Annotated in this window: 13 protein-coding genes; 5 read left to right on the top strand and 8 right to left on the bottom strand. The window is 34.1% G+C overall.

Annotated features, from left to right (window positions below; genetic code table 11):
• The first annotated feature begins 763 nt into the window (after nt 1-763).
• Nucleotides 764-2,485 carry an ABC transporter ATP-binding protein gene (locus tag ACF91D_RS10700; protein ID WP_101050493.1) on the top strand — a complete coding sequence of 574 codons (1,722 nt, stop codon included), beginning with the start codon at nt 764-766 and terminating at the stop codon, nt 2,483-2,485.
• Between the two features lie 108 nt (nt 2,486-2,593).
• Here ACF91D_RS10700 and ACF91D_RS10705 read toward each other — a convergent pair whose 3' ends face one another.
• Genes ACF91D_RS10705 through ACF91D_RS10715 form a run of 3 tightly spaced genes read right to left on the bottom strand, consistent with a single transcriptional unit; the run spans nt 2,594 to nt 5,749 of the window.
• Nucleotides 2,594-3,382 (bottom strand): DeoR/GlpR family DNA-binding transcription regulator, encoded by a 789-nt coding sequence (locus ACF91D_RS10705; protein ID WP_107549692.1) that lies wholly within the window; start codon nt 3,380-3,382, stop codon nt 2,594-2,596.
• Between the two features lie 40 nt (nt 3,383-3,422).
• On the bottom strand, nt 3,423-4,661 hold the full coding sequence (locus ACF91D_RS10710) for an MFS transporter (protein WP_107549693.1): 1,239 nt from the start codon (nt 4,659-4,661) through the stop codon (nt 3,423-3,425).
• Nucleotides 4,662-4,675: 14 nt separating this feature from the next.
• Nucleotides 4,676-5,749 (bottom strand): alcohol dehydrogenase catalytic domain-containing protein, encoded by a 1,074-nt coding sequence (locus ACF91D_RS10715; RefSeq protein WP_069792806.1) that lies wholly within the window; start codon nt 5,747-5,749, stop codon nt 4,676-4,678.
• Nucleotides 5,750-5,952: 203 nt separating this feature from the next.
• Here ACF91D_RS10715 and ACF91D_RS10720 point away from each other — a divergent pair, with 203 nt between their 5' ends.
• Both ACF91D_RS10720 and ACF91D_RS10725 read left to right on the top strand, forming a co-directional pair.
• A complete protein-coding gene (locus ACF91D_RS10720) occupies nt 5,953-7,581 on the top strand; it encodes a ribulokinase (RefSeq protein WP_039068538.1) in 1,629 nt (542 codons plus the stop codon).
• A gap of 116 nt (nt 7,582-7,697) precedes the next feature.
• Complete coding sequence (locus tag ACF91D_RS10725) at nt 7,698-8,177, top strand: SRPBCC family protein (protein WP_232785905.1); 480 nt, start codon at nt 7,698-7,700, stop codon at nt 8,175-8,177.
• 386 nt (nt 8,178-8,563) lie between these two features.
• Here the strand turns inward: ACF91D_RS10725 and ACF91D_RS10730 are convergent, their stop codons facing one another.
• The 3 genes from ACF91D_RS10730 to ACF91D_RS10740 form a co-directional block, all read right to left on the bottom strand.
• Nucleotides 8,564-9,784, bottom strand: coding sequence for an Nramp family divalent metal transporter (locus ACF91D_RS10730; protein ID WP_039068536.1), 1,221 nt, complete (start codon nt 9,782-9,784; stop codon nt 8,564-8,566).
• A 17-nt stretch (nt 9,785-9,801) separates the two neighbouring features.
• Nucleotides 9,802-10,746, bottom strand: a complete 945-nt coding sequence (locus ACF91D_RS10735; RefSeq protein ID WP_039068535.1) for an agmatinase family protein — start codon at nt 10,744-10,746, stop codon at nt 9,802-9,804.
• A 301-nt stretch (nt 10,747-11,047) separates the two neighbouring features.
• Nucleotides 11,048-12,292: a Glu/Leu/Phe/Val family dehydrogenase gene (locus ACF91D_RS10740; RefSeq protein WP_069792804.1), complete on the bottom strand. Its 1,245-nt coding sequence runs from the start codon at nt 12,290-12,292 to the stop codon at nt 11,048-11,050.
• Between the two features lie 282 nt (nt 12,293-12,574).
• Between ACF91D_RS10740 and ACF91D_RS10745 the strand changes: the two genes are divergently transcribed.
• Together ACF91D_RS10745 and mmuM are read left to right on the top strand one after the other, a co-directional pair.
• The gene (locus ACF91D_RS10745; RefSeq protein ID WP_039068533.1) at nt 12,575-13,903 is read left to right on the top strand and encodes an amino acid permease; all 1,329 of its coding nucleotides are present in this window, start codon (nt 12,575-12,577) and stop codon (nt 13,901-13,903) included.
• Between the two features lie 9 nt (nt 13,904-13,912).
• Entirely contained in the window at nt 13,913-14,815 is a 903-nt protein-coding gene (mmuM, locus tag ACF91D_RS10750) for a homocysteine S-methyltransferase (RefSeq protein ID WP_107548765.1), read from the top strand.
• 248 nt (nt 14,816-15,063) lie between these two features.
• On the opposite strand, the gene ACF91D_RS10755 is transcribed toward mmuM, so the two are convergent.
• Both ACF91D_RS10755 and ACF91D_RS10760 read right to left on the bottom strand, forming a co-directional pair.
• Complete coding sequence (locus ACF91D_RS10755) at nt 15,064-17,445, bottom strand: fibrinogen-binding adhesin SdrG C-terminal domain-containing protein (RefSeq protein ID WP_327620818.1); 2,382 nt, start codon at nt 17,443-17,445, stop codon at nt 15,064-15,066.
• 286 nt (nt 17,446-17,731) lie between these two features.
• Nucleotides 17,732-18,739, bottom strand: coding sequence for a fatty acid desaturase (locus tag ACF91D_RS10760; RefSeq protein ID WP_039068947.1), 1,008 nt, complete (start codon nt 18,737-18,739; stop codon nt 17,732-17,734).
• Nucleotides 18,740-18,965 lie beyond the last annotated feature (226 nt).

The following is an 18,965-nucleotide window of genomic DNA, read 5'->3' on the forward strand; positions in this document are numbered from 1 at the left end:
TGATTGAGCTATCAGTAAATTGGCGATGCGAATGAGAATATAATCAAATTTCCCTATGGAAGTTGTCGGCGTCAGTATAGTATCAAAGTTTTGACGTTATAATGAATATGGGGCCTAAAACATCTCTGACTAGAGAATAAGCATCAATTTCTATTGAAATTATATATATGAACTGTTCTAAAATAGTGGGGCTAAAATAAAAAACACTTTCGTTGAATCTATATCTATCATTTCGATAAGTGTGTCATTTAAATTCTAGTCGTTAACGATTTTGTAACATACTGAAGCCCAGCGGATATTAGAAGTAAGAGACTCCAGGCTGGAAGCATATTATAGGTAAGCGTGCACGGTCAAAATTGTAAAGTTGTTATATAGCAAGGACTAACCCGTTTTTAATACGCATTAGTCCCTTGTTTTGAGAAAAAGGGGTTTGTGTCCCAAACTCATTGTGCAAGATGACAAAACAAACGTTATAACAACATTATTAATAGTTAATATTCTTGTAGGAGTGTGATACGAAATCAACGTTAAGGCAGTTGGTTTCTGATCCACTCTTATTTTTATTGGGAAAGTATATTGAGTTTAGACGATAAATGTTACATTTAATTAATTTTGTGAATTGGCGCGAAATGAAGAGTGAGTAACTGTTATCATTGTAAAAATAACTACAGATTAATTGCGAAAAAGCATTGATAATAATTATCAATTAATCCATAATGTAATGCATATGCACATTTATAATTTATAGATTAGGTGGGATGTTGTGAAATCATTTTTGAATTATTATAAGCCATACAAAGGGTTGTTTTTTATAGATTTTGGTTCTGCCATAGTTGTTGGGTTATTAGAATTAATTTTCCCGCTCATAACAAGTATTTACATAGATCGCTTGTTACCAACTAATAATTGGAACCTTATTGTGATTTTTGGATTAGTATTGCTAGGCATCTTTGCTGCTGAATCAGTGCTTAAATTTGTAGTAACATACTGGGGACATAAATTAGGTACGAATATAGAGCGAGATATGCGGAATGATTTATATAGTCATATTCAAAAATTAAACTTTAAGTATTTCGATAATCAAAAATCTGGAAAATTAATAGGACGCCTAACCAATGATTTAATGGATATTGGGGAAGCGGCACATCATGGGCCAGAGGATATATTTTTATCTATTATGACTTTGGTGGGTGCGTTTGTGATTATGTTGACAATTGACGTAAAATTAGCACTAATTACATTCTGTGTTGTGCCAATTGTTTTTATATTAGCTATATATTTCAGTCAAAAAATGTCTCGAGCATTTAAAGGGCTGTTTGCGAATGTGTCTCGTTTTAATGAATTGATAGCAGATAATGTTGGCGGTATCAGATTAGTTCAAGCATTTACTAATGAGCGTCATGAACAACAGAAATTCAATCGTATTAATGATAATTTTAGAGCTACCAAATTAAAAGCATATAATTACATGTCGTGGAATATTACGATTAGTCATATTGCCCAAAAACTAACACTAGTTATCGTGTTAATCGTAGGTAGTTATTTCGTATTACATGGGGACTTGAGTTATGGTGGGATCGTAGCTTTTATTATGATTACGAATGTATTGTTTAAACCATTAGAACAAATCAATATGATTATCGAATTATTTCCAAAAGCAATTGCAGGTTTCAACAATTTCAGAGAAATTTTAGCAATAGACCCTGAAATACAAGATGATCCACAAGCTACTAAAATGCCCGTGAAACCTGAGACAATTGAGTATAAAGACGTGTCATTTGGCTATGGAGAGACACCCATTTTAAATCATATGAATTTAACAATTCATCAAGGTGAGAAGATTGCATTAGTTGGTCCAAGTGGAAGCGGAAAGACTACAATTAGTTCATTATTACCACGTTTCTATGAAGTGGATGAAGGTGATATTTTAATAGATGGACAAAGCATTCAATCTATCCAATTAGCATCATTACGTTCAGAAATAGGAGTTGTGCAGCAAGATGTTTTCTTATTCTCTGGCACGCTAAGGGATAATATTGTCTATGGACATTTAGATGCTGATGAAACACAAATATGGGATGCCATTCGTAACGCGCAACTCGAAACGTTTATAAATGAACTACCATTCGGTCTTGATACCCTCGTAGGTGAACGAGGTACAAAATTATCTGGAGGACAGAAGCAACGTATATCGATTGCTAGAATGTTTTTGAAAGATCCATCTATTATTATTCTAGATGAAGCAACAAGCGCACTAGATATTGAAACAGAAAATAAAATTCAAAAAGCGTTTAAAAAACTTTCTGAAGATCGAACTTCTTTAATTATTGCGCACCGGTTATCAACGATTAAAGATGTAGATCGTATAATATTTATTAAAGACGGTCAAATATTGGAAGAGGGAAGTCATGAAAGCCTCATGAAACAGGATGGTCCTTATAAGCAACTGTATGCATCACAATTTGCGGAAGTTGAGGCATTTTAATTTTGAAGTATATAAATAAGAAGCGTGCATCACTAGGTTCGAGACCTAATGGTGCACGCTTCAATGTTCTTACAAATAGAAAATGGTGTTAGTAGATTGACTGTGTGGCTAGAATGTTTCGGATTGTGCATCTGTATTTACTGTAATAAGTTTATTAAAGTGATTATGATAAGCTTCCCAATCAATTTTTGAGTTAGTTTGGTCAGTAATCAACACATCGATAATGTCGTTAGGACAAACATGATAAAGCGACACCTTATCGAATTTAGAGCTATCGGTAAGTACATAAATTTGTTTGGCTTGTTTAACCATTTGTATTTTTGTAGAAGCTAGTGTGTCATTAAAATGCGTAACTCCTTTTTCTAAGTCGATTGCAGGCGTTGCAAGAAATAATTTCGAAGGGTTAAAGTGCTTAAGCGCTTCGTTTGTCAACATACCATTCAATAAGTAATTGTCTTTATATAACGTACCACCAGTAACAATTACTTGGTTAGATGTTGATTTTAAAATTGAAGCAATATGGATGTCATTAGTAATAATTGTTAAATTACTTTTTTGTGCAAGTGCACGTGCAAAATGCAATGTCGTCGATCCAGAATCAATGAACAATGTGTCATTCGCTTCAATAAATTCAGCTGCTTTTTGACCTATAGCTACCTTTTCATAATAATAGCTAGTTTCACGGTCATCAAAGTTTAATTCATCCCAAACTTCAGTGTCATTTAATACGACGCCGCCATGTGTCCGTTTGATTTGGTTGTACTGTTCTAATTTATTTAAGTCACGACGAATTGTTGCTTCATGTACATTGAATTCATTAGCTAAGGTGTGTACTGTAGCTTTTTTATTAGTTTTTAAAAATGTAATAATATGTTGTTCTCTTTCAGCTGGTAACATCGACGACAACCTCCTAAATATATTGTTTGGTTATTGTTAATTATGATGGATATTCATCATTTTTCATATGTTTTGGCATTTTAATAAAATAAGTCATAAATGTACTGATAAAGTATAGAATGGCTAGAACCCAAATGACACCGATTGCTTCTATACTACCGATAAATAGGTAAACAATCATCGGGCCGACAAATACGGGTAAACCGGCGCCTAAATTAAGCACGGATAAAGCTGCACCCTTATCTTTTTTAACAAGGGAAGGTACTAATGCAGAAAGTGGTACATATGCTGCAATAAACGCGCCCCAACAGAAACCAACAATTGTTAATAATACTAAATTACCATCTGTCCAAATTGGGACATAACCCATCAATAATACCGAAATACCGCTACCAATGCCACCGAAATACATTACAGTGTTACGCCAGCCGATTTTGTCCCCAACAACACCGAAAATAAGATTGAATAAGATATTACCAACAAAAATAGTGGACCATACCGCTAACCATTTTGAAGTCGGGATGCCAAAGGATGATAAATAGATAGGTAAAAAGACTGGAAATGCGAATTGTGCTGTCGTATTAATTACACGGACAATACCACCTAATAAAACTTTTGGTTCTTCTGCTACAATAGTCACACCTTTAAATACTTCTTTAAGTTTTTCTAATGCGCTGCCTTGGCTTGAAGGGAGTGTATCTTTATTTAATATTAAAGTAAAGAACCCACCGAGAACAACCCAAATTAATGAGCTCCATAATGTATTTATGTGGCCTAAATATTCAATTGCCCAAATAGAATAGAGGGCGCCAAGCACATTTAAACCACCTGTGAATACAAACCAGAACCAACCTACTGCTGCGCCAAGTGTTTTTTGCTCTGAACGATATGATATCCATACTAAGAATGAGTACGCAAATAATGGATAGCCCAAACCTCTTAATGCGTATGCTGGTAACATTAGTGCTAAGTTTTGAGAAGGAATTGCAAAGCCGACGAAGAAAATTGTACCGATAATATAGAAGAATAAACCTAATAACATGGTACGTTTACCGCCAAGCGCTTCCGCAAATACCCCACTTAACCAACTTGCTATAGCAACTGTAACTCCGTATGCAGAGAAGAGTAAGCTTGTTTCTTGAACTGAGAAACCATGTCCATGTAACCAAGGGCTTAGCCAACCGATCTCTAACCCGTCACCCATCATAAAGATGATGATACCAATATAGCCCCAAATAATTTGTCGAGGCATACCTAGAATAGAACTTGAATTATTCATTTATAAACCACCTTTTATTCATTTTGCCAATGATATTGTAAATAAGTTTTCTTCCATCCTTTGTGTGCAGCTGTATCATCTAACGCTACTTTCAAATCATCTGTGTTATAAATATGGTAATATTTGTCAGGAATCAATTGTCTTAATGCTTTTTGATATTGTTTGTTACTGAAAGCATTGATAAGTTGTTCGAATTCGCGCTTTGTACTGCGAGAACTGCCTGAAAATGTTAATCCTTTTTCCAGTACATCTCGTGTGTTGATACCGACACGTTCTTCTGTGACTCCCATTAATACAATATGGCCTTGTCTATCAATTAAATCAATTGCTTGATTAATAGCAGATTCTGAGAACTTGCCTCCTGCACATTCAAAGACAGTATGAACTCCACGATGTTGTGCAAAATCATAGTCAAAGACTAAATGAGTCGTTGCAAAGCTTTCAAAAGCTGCTAATTTTTCTTCAACAGCTCCAAATACTAATAATTGTTCTTGCTCAATACCGTAAATATAATGTAATGCAGTGGCTGCTAAATAACCTACTGGACCATCACCGAATATAGCAACCTGAGGAGAGTTATCCGTAGTGATATGTTCAAGCTGATTGATAGGGAATAACGAAACAGAACATAATTCCGCTAACAAAGCAACATCTTCATCTAAAGTATCAGGTACTTTAACTACATTATCTCCAGGTACAACCAGCTTATCTTGGCATATACCATCAAAGCCGCTTCCCATAAATAATGCGTGTTCATCATAATTATCTTGATAGGAAGAAGGCGCAAATGATTGTTTACGTAAATAAGAAGGAATATTTGGAACGATGACAACCTTATCTCCCTGAATAAAGTCCGGATGCTTGGAATCTTCAACAATACCGATTCCTTCATGAAATAATGCCATAGGTAATTTTTCTGCAAGTGCTTCGGGACGACGGTTACCTGTATAATAGCGTAAATCTGCATGACAGACGCTTGCTTTTGTTGGTTTAACGATAATATCTCTATCGTCATAATCATGAATAAGTGTAGCTTGTTCGAATTGACCAGGTTCAGTTAATCGGAAAGCATTCGATTGAATTTTCATATTTGCGCATCTCCTTGTTTTTTATTGTTCATCTATGTTTATATCGCTAATAGTAAACGCTTACATAAGTGTTTGTCAAACTATTTTTGCTTTATAATGCATTTATTTGTCGTTTTATGATTTTTTATGTTGATTTTTGTAACAATCTTAATTATGCTTTAAGAAAGCGTTTTCTTATTAGAAAGTGAATGGGGGCTTAAACAATGACTTACAGTATAGGTGTTGATTTTGGTACAGGGTCAGGAAGAGCATTTTTGATTAATACTGAAAATGGAAAAATTGAAGGGCAATATATAAAAAATTATACACATGGCACAATAGAAGGCACGTTAGGTGGAGAAAAGCTACCTCAAAGCTTTGCGCTGCAAAATGGTAATGATTATATGGAAGTCATTGAAACAGGTATTCCTGCAATTTTAGAAAAAACTGATATTTCACCTTCTGAAATCGTCGGCATAGGTATTGATTTTACGTCTTCAACAGTTATATTTGTAGATGAACAAATGGAGCCTATACACAACAAAGCAGGTTTTCAAGATAATCCACACGCTTATGTAAAGTTATGGAAACATCATGGTGCACAAGATGAAGCAGATTTACTATTTAAGACGGCACTAGAAGCTAAAAATAGATGGTTAGGTTACTATGGATTTAATGTTAGTAGTGAGTGGATGATTCCTAAAATCATGGAAGTTAACAATAAAGCGCCTGAAGTTATGGCCGTTACTGCAAATATTATGGAAGCAGGCGACTGGATTGTAAATCGTCTGACTGGTCAGAATGTAAGGTCTAATTGTGGCTTAGGATTTAAGTCTTTTTGGGAAGAAGAGACGGGTTTTCATTATGATTTATTTGATAAAGTAGACTCAGATTTATCAGACATTGTACGTACAAAAGTTGATGCGCCTGTGGTTAACATAGGTGATAGTGTCGGTACGCTGAGTAAAGAGATGGCTGACAAGTTAGGACTGTCACAAGATACACAAGTTAGTCCTTTTATTATTGACGCACATGCAAGTTTATTAGGTATTGGTTCGGAAAAAGATAAAGAAATGACAATGGTCATGGGAACGAGTACATGCCACTTAATGCTTAATAAAGAGCAACATAAAGTTCCTGGTATTTCTGGCTCAGTTAAAGGAGCTATCATCCCAGATTTATACGCTTATGAAGCGGGACAAACGGCAGTAGGCGATTTATTTGAATATATTGCGAAGCAAGCCCCTTATGATTACGTTAAAGTAGCAGAGTCACGTGGGATTTCTATATTTGATTTACTTAATGAAAAAGCGTCTAAACTTTATCCAGGTGAAAGTGGTCTTATCGCCTTAGATTGGCATAACGGTAATCGTAGCGTATTAAGTGATAGTAATTTAAAAGGCAGTATCTTTGGGATGAGCCTACAGACAAAACATGAGGAAATATATCGTGCATATTTGGAAGCAACCGCTTTTGGTGCAAAGATGATTATGCAACAATACCAAGGATGGCAAATGGAAGTTGATCATGTGTTTGCTTGTGGTGGTATTCCTAAAAAGAATGGTTTGCTCATGGAAATCTATGCCAATATATTGAATAAAAAGATTACTATAATTGATAGTGAATATGCACCAGCCATAGGTGCAGCAATTTTAGGTTCTATTTGTGGTGGTGCACATCCTGATTTTAATTCAGCTATAAAAGCAATGAAAGAACCAGTGCTTTATCAAGTAGAACCAGATCCTCAACAAGTACGTATTTACAAAAAATTATTTAGCGCTTATAAAGAATTACATGATTTACATGGTTACAAAAAAGCACGTATTATGCGTAATGTTAGTGCTTTAATGTAAATTTATAGCATTAATGCGATGTAAAAAAGTAAAGACTACAGCTAAAAATGCTGAGTATTTGTGGTTTATAGGTATTAAAAGAGGAAAAAGATATAGTAACTAATGATACTAAGGGGATGACTATTGTGGAATGGGAAATCGTTAATTTAGATATGGAGTTTAAGGTGAACGCTTCGGTCGAAAAAGTGTTTGAAGCATGGACAAATCCAAATGTTTTTAAGCAATGGTTATTTACTACTAAAGAGACAAATAAAGTAGCACAGAACCAGTTTGAAATAAATGGGGAGTGGGAGATAGTTGATGAAAGAGGAGGTAAAACATATAGAGCCACAGGCACCTATATGGATATTGTAAAACCATATAAATTGATGTATTCGTTTAAAATGCCTCAATTTAGCTATTTAGAAGATATCATAACCGTTGAATTTATAGATTTAGAAAATGAGACGCAAGTTAAATTTAATCAAGGTTTAAAAGTACCATTAGATGATACATTTAATAAACAATCATACGAACAATCAAAGGAAGATGCTAAAAAGCAAACAGAAGAAGGATACAATAAAATGTTTGAACAACTAAAGCAAATACTAGAGTGAAAATATATAGCATTATCATATGTATGATAAGCCCCTCATTACATAATAAAGGTAGTGAGGGTTTTAGTATGTATTTTAGTTAGCTATTTTTTGTAATGAGAAGTTACTTTTTTCTATCATGTTCTTAATAAGGTTAAAGGCTAATTGGCAGCGATAGAGAAACAACATTGTTTATATTAATAAAGACTAAACCTCTAGGTTGATTAGAAGTCGAAGCGCTATTTTACGCTATTATTTATGCATGTGGGAAAATAGAAAAGTTATAATTCACTCTATAAAAACAAAAAACTACTAATCTCCCGTGAATACAGTTGATTAGTAGCTTGAAAAACTATATTTAGAAGTTGTACAGAGAATGTAAGACGACGATACTTGATTATAAAAGATTAGGACATAAAAGTACTAATAGCATCAATTAAACTATAAATACCTAAAAAGCTTACAACTAAAACCACTATCCCCCCGATAATATTAAGCCAAATGGTATTCGTAAAGTGACCCATTAAGTTTTTCTTATTAATAATAATAAAAATTAAAATGGCCACAATAGGTAAGATAATACCATTTAAAGCTTGTGCAATGAGTAATACTTGAAGCGGTTCAAAGCCTAAGGCCGAAGTGATAATACCTATAATTATAATAATCGTAAATATAGACTTATATTTTTTACTGTTCATACCACCTTGCCATCCGAGTAGACTGCTAATAGTAGCAGCAGCGCCTGTGGGGGAAGCAATAGCTGATGATAGACCTGCAGCAAATAATCCAATACTGATTGCAATTGGAGCTGCGTCGCCTAATACAGGTTCCAATGGCCCTGCAAGCTGTATAACGCTTGTGACTTCTTTACCTTGAATTAAAGTGGCTGCAGAGATTAATACTGCGGCAGATATGATACCACCTATTGATATCGAGACGATTGTATCCCACCGTGCGAATTTTAATTCTTTTATGTGGCCAAACCGTTCATGGACTGCCGTAGAATGGATAAAGAAGTTGTAGGGCACAACTGTTGTACCAATAAGTGCAATAACTGTGAGAATTGAACCATCTGGTATTGTAGGGACAAAAATGCCTTTTAAGATACCAATAATATCCGGCTTTATTACAATCATGGTAGTAATAAAAATAATGCCCATAATAACCATGAGTACGATCATTATTTTTTCTAAAAAACGATAATTACCAAATAAGCCGATTAGTAATATAAAGAATCCGATTACCGGAGCTACCCAATGCTCAGGCAAATTTAGCAAATATGAAGCACCAAGTGAGGTGCCAATCAAGTCACCACTGATATATGCTGCACAACCAATGGTTACTGCGATTAAAGTGAACCAAACTATAATCAGCTTGCCAATTTTATTTTTAAATAAGTCTTGGATAGCCTCGCCTAAACCTTCACGCGTGACAAGAGATAAACGAATAATCATCTCTTGTAGCACAATTGTAGCAATGATGGAAAATACTACTGCCCAAAGTAAACTATATCCAAATCCTGCGCCACCTTGAGTCATGGTAGTCACAGTACCTGGACCAATAAAAGAGGCTGTAATAATCATTCCTGGACCAAGTGAACGTAAAACTTTCTTAGCACTTTTTATCATCTAAACCACTCCTCAAATTATTTTGATTGATTTAAATAAGCGACGTGGCCAGCAAGCACATATAGTACTGCTGTAGAGACAAAGTGGGCTGAGTTCTGGTTGGCATCCATCATTGGGTATACTTCTACATAATCCATACCACAAAGACCTAATTTACCAAATTCATGAATCATCGTTAATAATTCATAAGAAGTTATGCCGTTACCGTCTACGGGCCCTCCTGGATTAAAAGCAAAGTCCAATACATCACTACAAATTGTTAAGTACACAACGTCAACATTTTGACTTGCTTGATCGTAAATGTCGCGAGCATATTGTTTTAAATCTTTAGCTTCACGAATATCATTAATTGTTAAAGTAACAGCGCCAGCTTCTTGAGCGTAACGTCCAGTAGCAGGTTGATTTCTAGGACCGTGGATGCCTGTATGAATAATACTTTCATTTCGTATGCCCTCGGTGTTATAAAGGTGCATAAAAGGCGTGTTACGTGCATAAGATTCACCTTCATAGTCGGGCATATTATCATAATGAGCATCTAAATGTATGATGCCAACTTTTTTACCAGTTTCTGTTAAAGATTTAAGGATAGGGTATGTAACACCGTGTTCACCACCAAAACCAACTAAAAATTTTTCGCTTTCCCAAAGTGGTTTAGTAAAACTTGCAATATTATCATAACTTTGTTTATTATCGTGTGCGACAAAAGGAACATCACCCACATCTCCGATAGTTAAGTGTTCGCTGATATCAATATGATTTAATTCAGGTAAATATTGGCTGTAGCGCGCGGAACAACTGCGTATTTGTTTTGGACCTAATTCAACTCCAGTATAATCGCCCCAAGTACTTTCGCCTTCGAACGGTGCACCATAAATTATGACATCTGTGTCTAAAGTGTTTGTTTGAGTCAGGTTCTTACTATTTAAAAAGCATGGAACATTACCGTAAATATTATTTTTCATAATGTATATCCTCCCCTTTATTGTAAATAAGTATATAGATAATTATTTTGTATTTCAAATAAATCTGAAAATTCGAATTTCTATAAAACGGTAATATATAATAAATAACTTACATAGATGTAAAATATATTTTAAGTAGAAAACTTTACGTTGTTGGTATTAATTGGTGTTTATTAAGTAGTAGGTTAGTGATAAATAAACAAAAACATCCACTAACGTCATTTAACGCCAGTGGATGTTATATACAATATCTATTTCATTATTTACACGCTTTATGAACCGGCCTGTTACGTATTAAACGCTAAGCCCAACCACGGAAGCGTGATGCTTCAGCAGTACGTTTGATTCCTAAGACATAAGCAGCTAAACGCATATCCATTTTTCTATCTTCTGCTAAGTCATATATTGTATTAAATGCTTCAACCATTTTTTCACGAAGTTTCATATTAACTTCAGCTTCAGGCCAATAATAACCCTGATTATTTTGTACCCATTCAAAGTAAGAGACAGTTACGCCACCAGCACTAGCTAAAACGTCAGGAATAATTAAGACGCCACGCTCAGTTAAAATACGCGTCGCTTCTGGTGTTGTCGGTCCATTAGCTGCTTCAGCGATAATTTTTGCTTTAATTTGATGCGCATTATCCTCAGTGATTTGATTTGATAGTGCAGCAGGTACTAAAATATCACAATCAACCTCAAATAATTGTTCTTTAGGTATACTATCATCAAATAATTGTGTGACTCTGCCATGTTGCTCTTTGAGTTCAACGAGACGATCTACATCTAGACCGTTAGGATTATGTAACGCTCTGAAACTTTCAGAAATAGCTACAATTTTAGCACCCATATCATGTAAGATCTTTGCGATAAAGCTTCCAGCATTACCAAAGCCTTGAATTGCAACACGAGATCCTTTAATATCAATATTCTTACGCTTTGTTGCTTCTTCGATTGTGATAACTGCACCTAGCGCAGTTGCTCGGTTACGACCTTGTGAACCACCTAAAGAAAGGGGTTTACCCGTAATAAATGCAAAGGCATTAGAACGATTAATCTTACTATATTCATCCATCATCCAAGACATGATTTGCGGATTTGTGTAAACATCTGGCGCTGGAATATCACTCTCAGGGCCAACAAATTGTGAAATGGCTTTAACGTAGCCTCGGGATAAACGTTCTAATTCTTGATTACTCATTTGTCGAGGGTCACAGATAATACCACCTTTACCACCACCAAAGGGTAGATTTGTGATGCCACATTTCAACGTCATCCACATAGATAATGCTTTGACTTCCTCTTTATTTACATCGGGATGAAAACGAATTCCTCCTTTAGTAGGACCAACAGCATGATTGTGCTGTGCACGATACCCAGTAAATGTTTTAACCGTTCCGTCATCCATACGGACGGGTACACGTACTTCTAAAAATCTTAAAGGTTCTTTTATGAGTTCATACATGCCATCGTCAAAACCTAATTTATGTAAAGCTTCTTTCGTAATTTCCTGTGTTGAAGTTACTAAATCATTATGTTCTGTCATTACATTACTCCTTTACCTATTACTTATTACTTATATTTCATGTTAATGGCATGTAGAATGAAAATCAATACTAAAAACTGAATTTTTATAAAAGTAAGAAAATTCAGTTAACAAGATAACGCTTACTTTTTCAAGTAACTTCCTATCTTGTATGCGTATGTGCGTTGAACTTAGCTTAGTATATTTTGTAACTTTATATTGACTAAATTTTCAGAAATCAATAGAATGATTAATAATATAAAAAATTATATATTGAGTACTTAAAGATAAGGAGCACATACAATGGAACAAACGACATTCAAACGTGCGATGAAGCAGCGTCATCTTATGTTATTAAGTTTTGGCGGCGTCATTGGTACAGGTTTATTTTTAAGTTCTGGATATACATTACAGCAAGCGGGACCGCTAGGAACTGTATTGTCTTATTTAGTAGGTTCAATCCTTGTATACTTAGTTATGCTTTGTTTAGGACAATTAGCTATTAAACATCCTGTAACAGGAGGATTTCATACATATGCTAGCAAATATATTCACCCATCTGTGGGGTATATCGTTGCATGGTTTTATTGGTTAACGTGGACGGTAGCTTTAGGGTCTGAATTTACTGCGGTAGGCATTTTGATGCAAAAATGGTTTCCTGAAATACCCGAATACATATTTGCTGCCAGTGCGATTATATTAGTATTGATTTTTAATATCGTATCGACAAGGTTTTATGCGGAAGTAGAATTTTATTTTTCAATGGTAAAAGTGATTACCATAATTGTATTTATTATTTTAGGTATATGTGTCATCTTAGGCATGATTCATTATAGTGGATATGAAGGCATAAATACCATTACGCAGAGATATACTAATCCGACTTTCCCTAATGGTATAGGAGCAGTATTTTTAACAATGTTGGCTGTAAATTATGCATTTAGCGGAACAGAATTGATAGGAATTGCGGCCGGTGAAACGGAAAATCCTAAGCAGGTAATTCCTAAGGCGATACGCGCCACTTTATGGAGGCTTGTTATCTTTTTTATAGGAACGATGGTTATTATTTCGATATTAATTCCTAGCTATCAAGGGAAATCTTTAGAAAGTCCTTTCGTGGTTATTTTCCAAAAAATGGGGATTCCATACGCTGGGGATATTATGAATTTGGTGATTATTACAGCATTATTATCTGCTGCTAATTCAGGGTTATATGCCGCCAGCAGAATGATATGGAGTTTATCAAATGAAGGTGTATTTCCTAAATGGTTTGGACGTTTAAATAAATATCGTATGCCTATAAATGCGACGCTATTTAGTATGGTAGGAGGCTTGTTAGCTTTATTATCCAGCGTTTACGCAGCCGATTCACTATATGTTGTACTCGTGTCTATTGCTGGTTTAGCAGTGGTAATTGTTTGGATGAGTATATGTGTTTCTTACTTTAATGCTAAAAGAATTGATCACAGTTTGAAGATACATCAATCGGTACCTATTATTGGATTTATCTTATGTTTAGTATCGTGTGTTGGAATGATTTTTGACTCTAATCAAGCACCAGCCCTTTATTTTGGTATACCTTTTGCAACAATCGCATTATTATATTATTTTGTTAAGTACCACAAGAAATGAGGCAAATAAATGAGGTTATTAGAAAAGTTAGAAGATCAATCACCATTAGTGTTAGATGGTGGATTAGCAACAACATTGGAACAAGCAGGGTGTAATTTAAATTCATCTTTATGGTCGAGTGAAGTATTAAAAAATAATCCTGTCAAAATTAAAGAAGCACACCAAGCATTTACAGATGCAGGAGCAGACATATTACTTACGAGTACATATCAAGCAAGTTATCAAACATTTTCAGATATTGGATTGAAAGATATTGAAATAGAGCAGTTATTTACTACAGCTGTTGGTCAAATCATGGAATCGACTGCTTCAACGCAAGTAATCGTTGGTAGTTTAGGACCTTATGGCGCATATTTAAGTGATGGTTCTGAGTATACAGGTGATTATGAATTAAGCTACGAGGATTATTTTAAATTTCATCGCGCACGTATAGATGCATTAATTACAAGAGGGATTCATGATTTTGTTTTTGAAACGGTGCCTAAATTTGAAGAGGTTAAAGCTATTGTTGAGTATATTGTGCCGTATTATAAGAATCAAACATTTTGGTTATCTGTAACGGTAGATGATTTTGGTAATTTATCTGATGGTACAAATTTTGAAGATTTATGCGAATATATCAAAACACATAAAGAAGAAATTCCAATATTTGGTATTAATTGTTCTTCTGTAGTTGGTGTTAATCAAGCAATCGATAAAGGGCTCACTAGTTTACCGCAGACAATTGCACTTTATCCTAATGGTGGCGCACAGTATAATGCGGAAACAAAGCAGTGGGAGAGTAAGGGCGACAGTCACTTGATTATTGAACAAGTCTCCAAGTGGTTAAAACAGGGTGTTAAAATAATTGGCGGTTGTTGCCAAACGACACCAGAAGACATTAAAAACATACACGTTAAAATAAATGCATAGACTTGATTATAATATGTATGAATATATTAAATGAATTTTTGTTATAACTTATGGAAAATACGCTGCAAGAAATAATTTTTTAGATTATTTCTTGCAGCGTATTTTAATGTAAAACGATAAGATATTAAGTAAAATTTTAAAATTGATTATATTGTTAGCACTATATAACTTTCATAAAACAAAGAGAAATTCAACTTACTTGAGTTTTAAATTTCAGTCAGTGACAAATAAACTACTTTGTGTTTTATTTATAGAGACGTATCACTTTTCGTCTTGTTCTTTTTTCTAAAGAAGAGAAGTGTAGTACCTATTAGTAGTAATAAACTACTCCAAATAGTTGTATTATGCTCTTTTTCACCAGTATTAGGTAATTGTTTCTTTTCAGCTGATGACTGTGGAGCATCTGTTGTTGAACCGGAGTTGTTTATTACTGTATTGCTTGGGCTAGCTTTTACAGTCGTACTAGTATTGATAGTTTCTATATTTAATTTTGTATATTTTTGTGAGTTGAGTTCAAATACTTTATTGTGTTCATTTGGTAAAACTTCAACTTTCTTATCTTTAGTTGAGAGCTCTCTATTTTCTTCAGATGTCGGTTCCGGATTTGGCGTAGGCTCAGAATCAGGTGTTGGTTCTGGGTCAGGTGTTGGCTCAGGATCAGGTGTTGGTTCTGGATCAGGTGTCGGCTCAGGATCAGGTGTCGGCTCAGGGTCAGGTGTTGGTTCTGGATCAGGTGTCGGCTCAAGATCAGGTGTTGGCTCAGGATCAGGTGTTGGCTCAGGATCAGGTGTCGGTTCTGGATCAGGTGTTGGTTCTGGATCAGGCGTCGGCTCAGGGTCAGGTGTTGGTTCAGGATCAGGTGTTGGTTCAGGATCAGGTGTCGGTTCAGGATCAGGTGTTGGTTCAGGATCAGGTGTCGGCTCAGGATCAGGTGTTGGTTCAGGATCAGGTGTTGGCTCAGGGTCAGGTGTCGGTTCTGGATCAGGTGTTGGCTCAGGGTCAGGTGTCGGTTCCGGATCAGGTGTTGGTTCAGGTTTAGGTTTCGGGTCGGTTCCTTCTCCATTTGCATTATTTTGATAGAATAAAACTCCGTTATCCCAACTTGCTTGCGTATAATAATTCTCATAATATGGTGAGAATCCTGAAAGTGTTGTTCTAAATGTTAGTGATTGCGCATCACCATCATAAGCGCTATCAAATTTTACTACATAGACACTATCTAAATTATCAAAGTCTATTTGATAATTACCATTAGTAACATTTAAATTAACGTTGTTCGTTACATCTTGGAACATTGAAGTATCTGAAGTATCGGCATATACGCTTTGGTTTAATTCATTAGGCTTAGTTACTTTAAAAACTTTTACGGATGGTATATTACCGTCTTGATGATTACCTTTAAGTATTTGACCATAAACAGTGGCACCAGAAATTTTAAAGTTATTTGGATTAATATAAGCGAGATGAGAAAAAGTATTATTTTGTTTATTTAATAAAGTAATACTTCCGTTAACGCTTAATCCGGCATTGTTTATACCATTTAAATATTTTATATAAACATCTTTTTGAGTCTTATGTCCATTTATTGTTGCAACAATTGATTGATTACTATCTTTAGTTACATATTTAGGATCGACAAATAAATTTAGAGACAAATTTGTCTTTATGTTCTCTCTGTTATTAACATAATCTGTAAATGTATATCTAATTTTACCATTTTCTAAAATATTTCCATTTGCAATAACTGTTTCTCCATTTTTAATTTCTGGAAATTTAGTTATGGCAGATACGCCTCGTGTATTTACATTATTAGAAAGTGAAATATCAAAATAATCACCTTCTTTAACACCCTCACCAAACGATAATTCATATTTTAAGGTTGATTTTTCACCGTTATGTGGTTTAACCGTATCATTTGATTCAATATTACTATTAACCACAGTAATTTTATCACTTACATCTTTACCAACTACATTTTCATTACTAGATACTTCAGGGTTTGGATTCGTAGCATTATATGTAGAAATTGTGCGTTTTGGTGAAGTAATGTTTTCAATTGATGATATTTGTGCTTTATCTTTATTAGGTTCACTTACTTCATTTTTCTGTGGTGTGTTTTGTTCAGATGTAGCGACAGATTGCGTAGTTTCATTTTGCGAATGGGCTACGTTAGAAGTTGGTACAGAGTTAGATGGTGTTTGTTCACCAGAACTAGCGTCTTTATTGTTTCTGTTCGTATCTAATTTAACATTTTCGTTTTTATCGTTCATATCTTCTTGAGGTGATTCTTCAAGTTTAGTGCTATCTTCAATTTTTAAAGTTTCATCTGCTTCGATTCTTTTATCATTGTTAACGGATTCCGTCTTTTCTACATCATTTTTATTTAACGCTGTATCATTAGGTGCAGTTATTTCATTGTTAATAGCAACCTCATTTGATGTATTGTTTTCACTTTGTGCTGCACTGTTTTGATTATTTGAATCGATTTTTGTTTCTTCATTCGTAGTCTCTGATGCTTTTGCCTCCCCAGAAGCACTTAGACCAATGGCTAGACAAGTACCTAAAAGTACTGAAGCAGCTCCAAATTTATATTTGCGAATACCAAATTTTTCATTTTTCTTTATAAACATAACATTCTCCTCTTTTTAAAATTCATATTATATTGTGATATAGATAAGTATTATAATTTATTTTATATACTTACGCAATGTAATAATTAATTGTTTTGAATTATTTATTAAATGATAAAAATAAGATTAGCTTTGCTAATCGTTTAAAAGTTAATTATTTTATGAATTTTAAAAAATGACGCACAAAATTTTTTGGGCGTAAAAAACTACTCAATCCTCATGAACTTTGAGAATCAAGTAGTGTGTTAGAGTAATTATATTTTACTGTGTATAAGTAATATTATATTTACGAAGGCTGTTTTTGTCTTAATGCAAATTCTTTAAATGTGATAAAGCGTTTATGGCTTTCATCATATAATTTAAATTTTAACGAAGCGAAACTTTCTCTAATCGTAATTGAGGTTGCATGATGTAATGGTGTAACATTGTCATGCGTGGCTTCTAAAGCATAATTTGGAATTCTAGGGTTTAAATGATGCACATGATGATACCCGATATTACCAGTTATCCATTGAATAAATTTTGGTAATTTATAGTAAGAACTGCCATCAATAGCTGCTTTAACATAATCCCATTCGGATGATTCTTCAAAATAGGAATCTTCAAAAGTATGTTGGATATAAAAGAGCCAAATACCGATCATTCCTGAAATAAAGACCATAGGAGCAAAAATAGCAAAAAATTGACTAACCCCTAATAGATAAATAAGCCCCCCATAAATGACTAATAATAAAATATTATTAAGCCATGTATTAGTACGTTCTTTTGTTTTAGCACCTTTTGCGTTAAAGCGATTAGATACAAATACTAAGAAAAACGGTCCTAAAACAAACATTACAAATGGATTGCGATAACATCTATAAGTTAAACGTTTAAAACGAGACGAAATTTGATATTCTTCAACTGTCATGACCCAAATATCTCCAATGCCACGCTTCTCCAAATTCCCACTACCTGCATGGTGCATTAAATGTTCTCTACGCCATTTTCGATAGGGAAAGAAGGTTAAAAAACCTGTCACATTACCTAATAAATCATTATGCTTCTGTTTTTTTAAATATGAACCATGACATGCATCATGAAAAATAATGAACGTTCTAATTAAAAAGATTGAAGCACATATACTAATAATAATTGCTAATGACCAATGTACTTGATATAAAAACCCACTTGCTACTAACAACGCAAGGAGGGGGATTATTGTATTGATTATTTGGATTGTACTCTTTGTATAGCTCGTTTTTTCAAACGGTTTGACCATCTTACGTAACAATTTCTTTTTATCTTTTTCCATTTACACCAAACTTTCTATCCACTCAGAAATCAATTTTTACTGAAGTGTTTAATTCAGTGTATAGAAGTGGGACACCTATTACAAACATTTATTTGAATTATTTGAATACTTTTTAATAAAAAGTGAAATAATGGCTAGTAGAAAGCTTTATCTAAAAATAAAATTTAATTCTCAGTTAATTTAAATGTTTATATTTTAATCAATTAATGCGTTGAAAAATTTAAAA

This window comes from Staphylococcus sp. 231237_7MaSpsaltlick, assembly GCF_043107035.1.

What these genes read in the sequence shown, in the direction of transcription:
- ACF91D_RS10705 (WP_107549692.1), bottom strand. Translation starts at nt 3,382, where the DNA reads ATGTTACCAGCTGAAAGAGAACAACATATTATTACATTTTTAAAAACT.
- ACF91D_RS10710 (WP_107549693.1), bottom strand. Translation starts at nt 4,661, where the DNA reads ATGAATAATTCAAGTTCTATTCTAGGTATGCCTCGACAAATTATTTGG.
- ACF91D_RS10715 (WP_069792806.1), bottom strand. Translation starts at nt 5,749, where the DNA reads ATGAAAATTCAATCGAATGCTTTCCGATTAACTGAACCTGGTCAATTC.
- ACF91D_RS10720 (WP_039068538.1), top strand. Translation starts at nt 5,953, where the DNA reads ATGACTTACAGTATAGGTGTTGATTTTGGTACAGGGTCAGGAAGAGCA.
- ACF91D_RS10725 (WP_232785905.1), top strand. Translation starts at nt 7,698, where the DNA reads ATGACTATTGTGGAATGGGAAATCGTTAATTTAGATATGGAGTTTAAG.
- ACF91D_RS10730 (WP_039068536.1), bottom strand. Translation starts at nt 9,784, where the DNA reads ATGATAAAAAGTGCTAAGAAAGTTTTACGTTCACTTGGTCCAGGAATG.
- ACF91D_RS10735 (WP_039068535.1), bottom strand. Translation starts at nt 10,746, where the DNA reads ATGAAAAATAATATTTACGGTAATGTTCCATGCTTTTTAAATAGTAAG.
- ACF91D_RS10740 (WP_069792804.1), bottom strand. Translation starts at nt 12,292, where the DNA reads ATGACAGAACATAATGATTTAGTAACTTCAACACAGGAAATTACGAAA.
- ACF91D_RS10745 (WP_039068533.1), top strand. Translation starts at nt 12,575, where the DNA reads ATGGAACAAACGACATTCAAACGTGCGATGAAGCAGCGTCATCTTATG.
- mmuM (WP_107548765.1), top strand. Translation starts at nt 13,913, where the DNA reads ATGAGGTTATTAGAAAAGTTAGAAGATCAATCACCATTAGTGTTAGAT.
- ACF91D_RS10755 (WP_327620818.1), bottom strand. Translation starts at nt 17,445, where the DNA reads ATGTTTATAAAGAAAAATGAAAAATTTGGTATTCGCAAATATAAATTT.
- ACF91D_RS10760 (WP_039068947.1), bottom strand. Translation starts at nt 18,739, where the DNA reads ATGGAAAAAGATAAAAAGAAATTGTTACGTAAGATGGTCAAACCGTTT.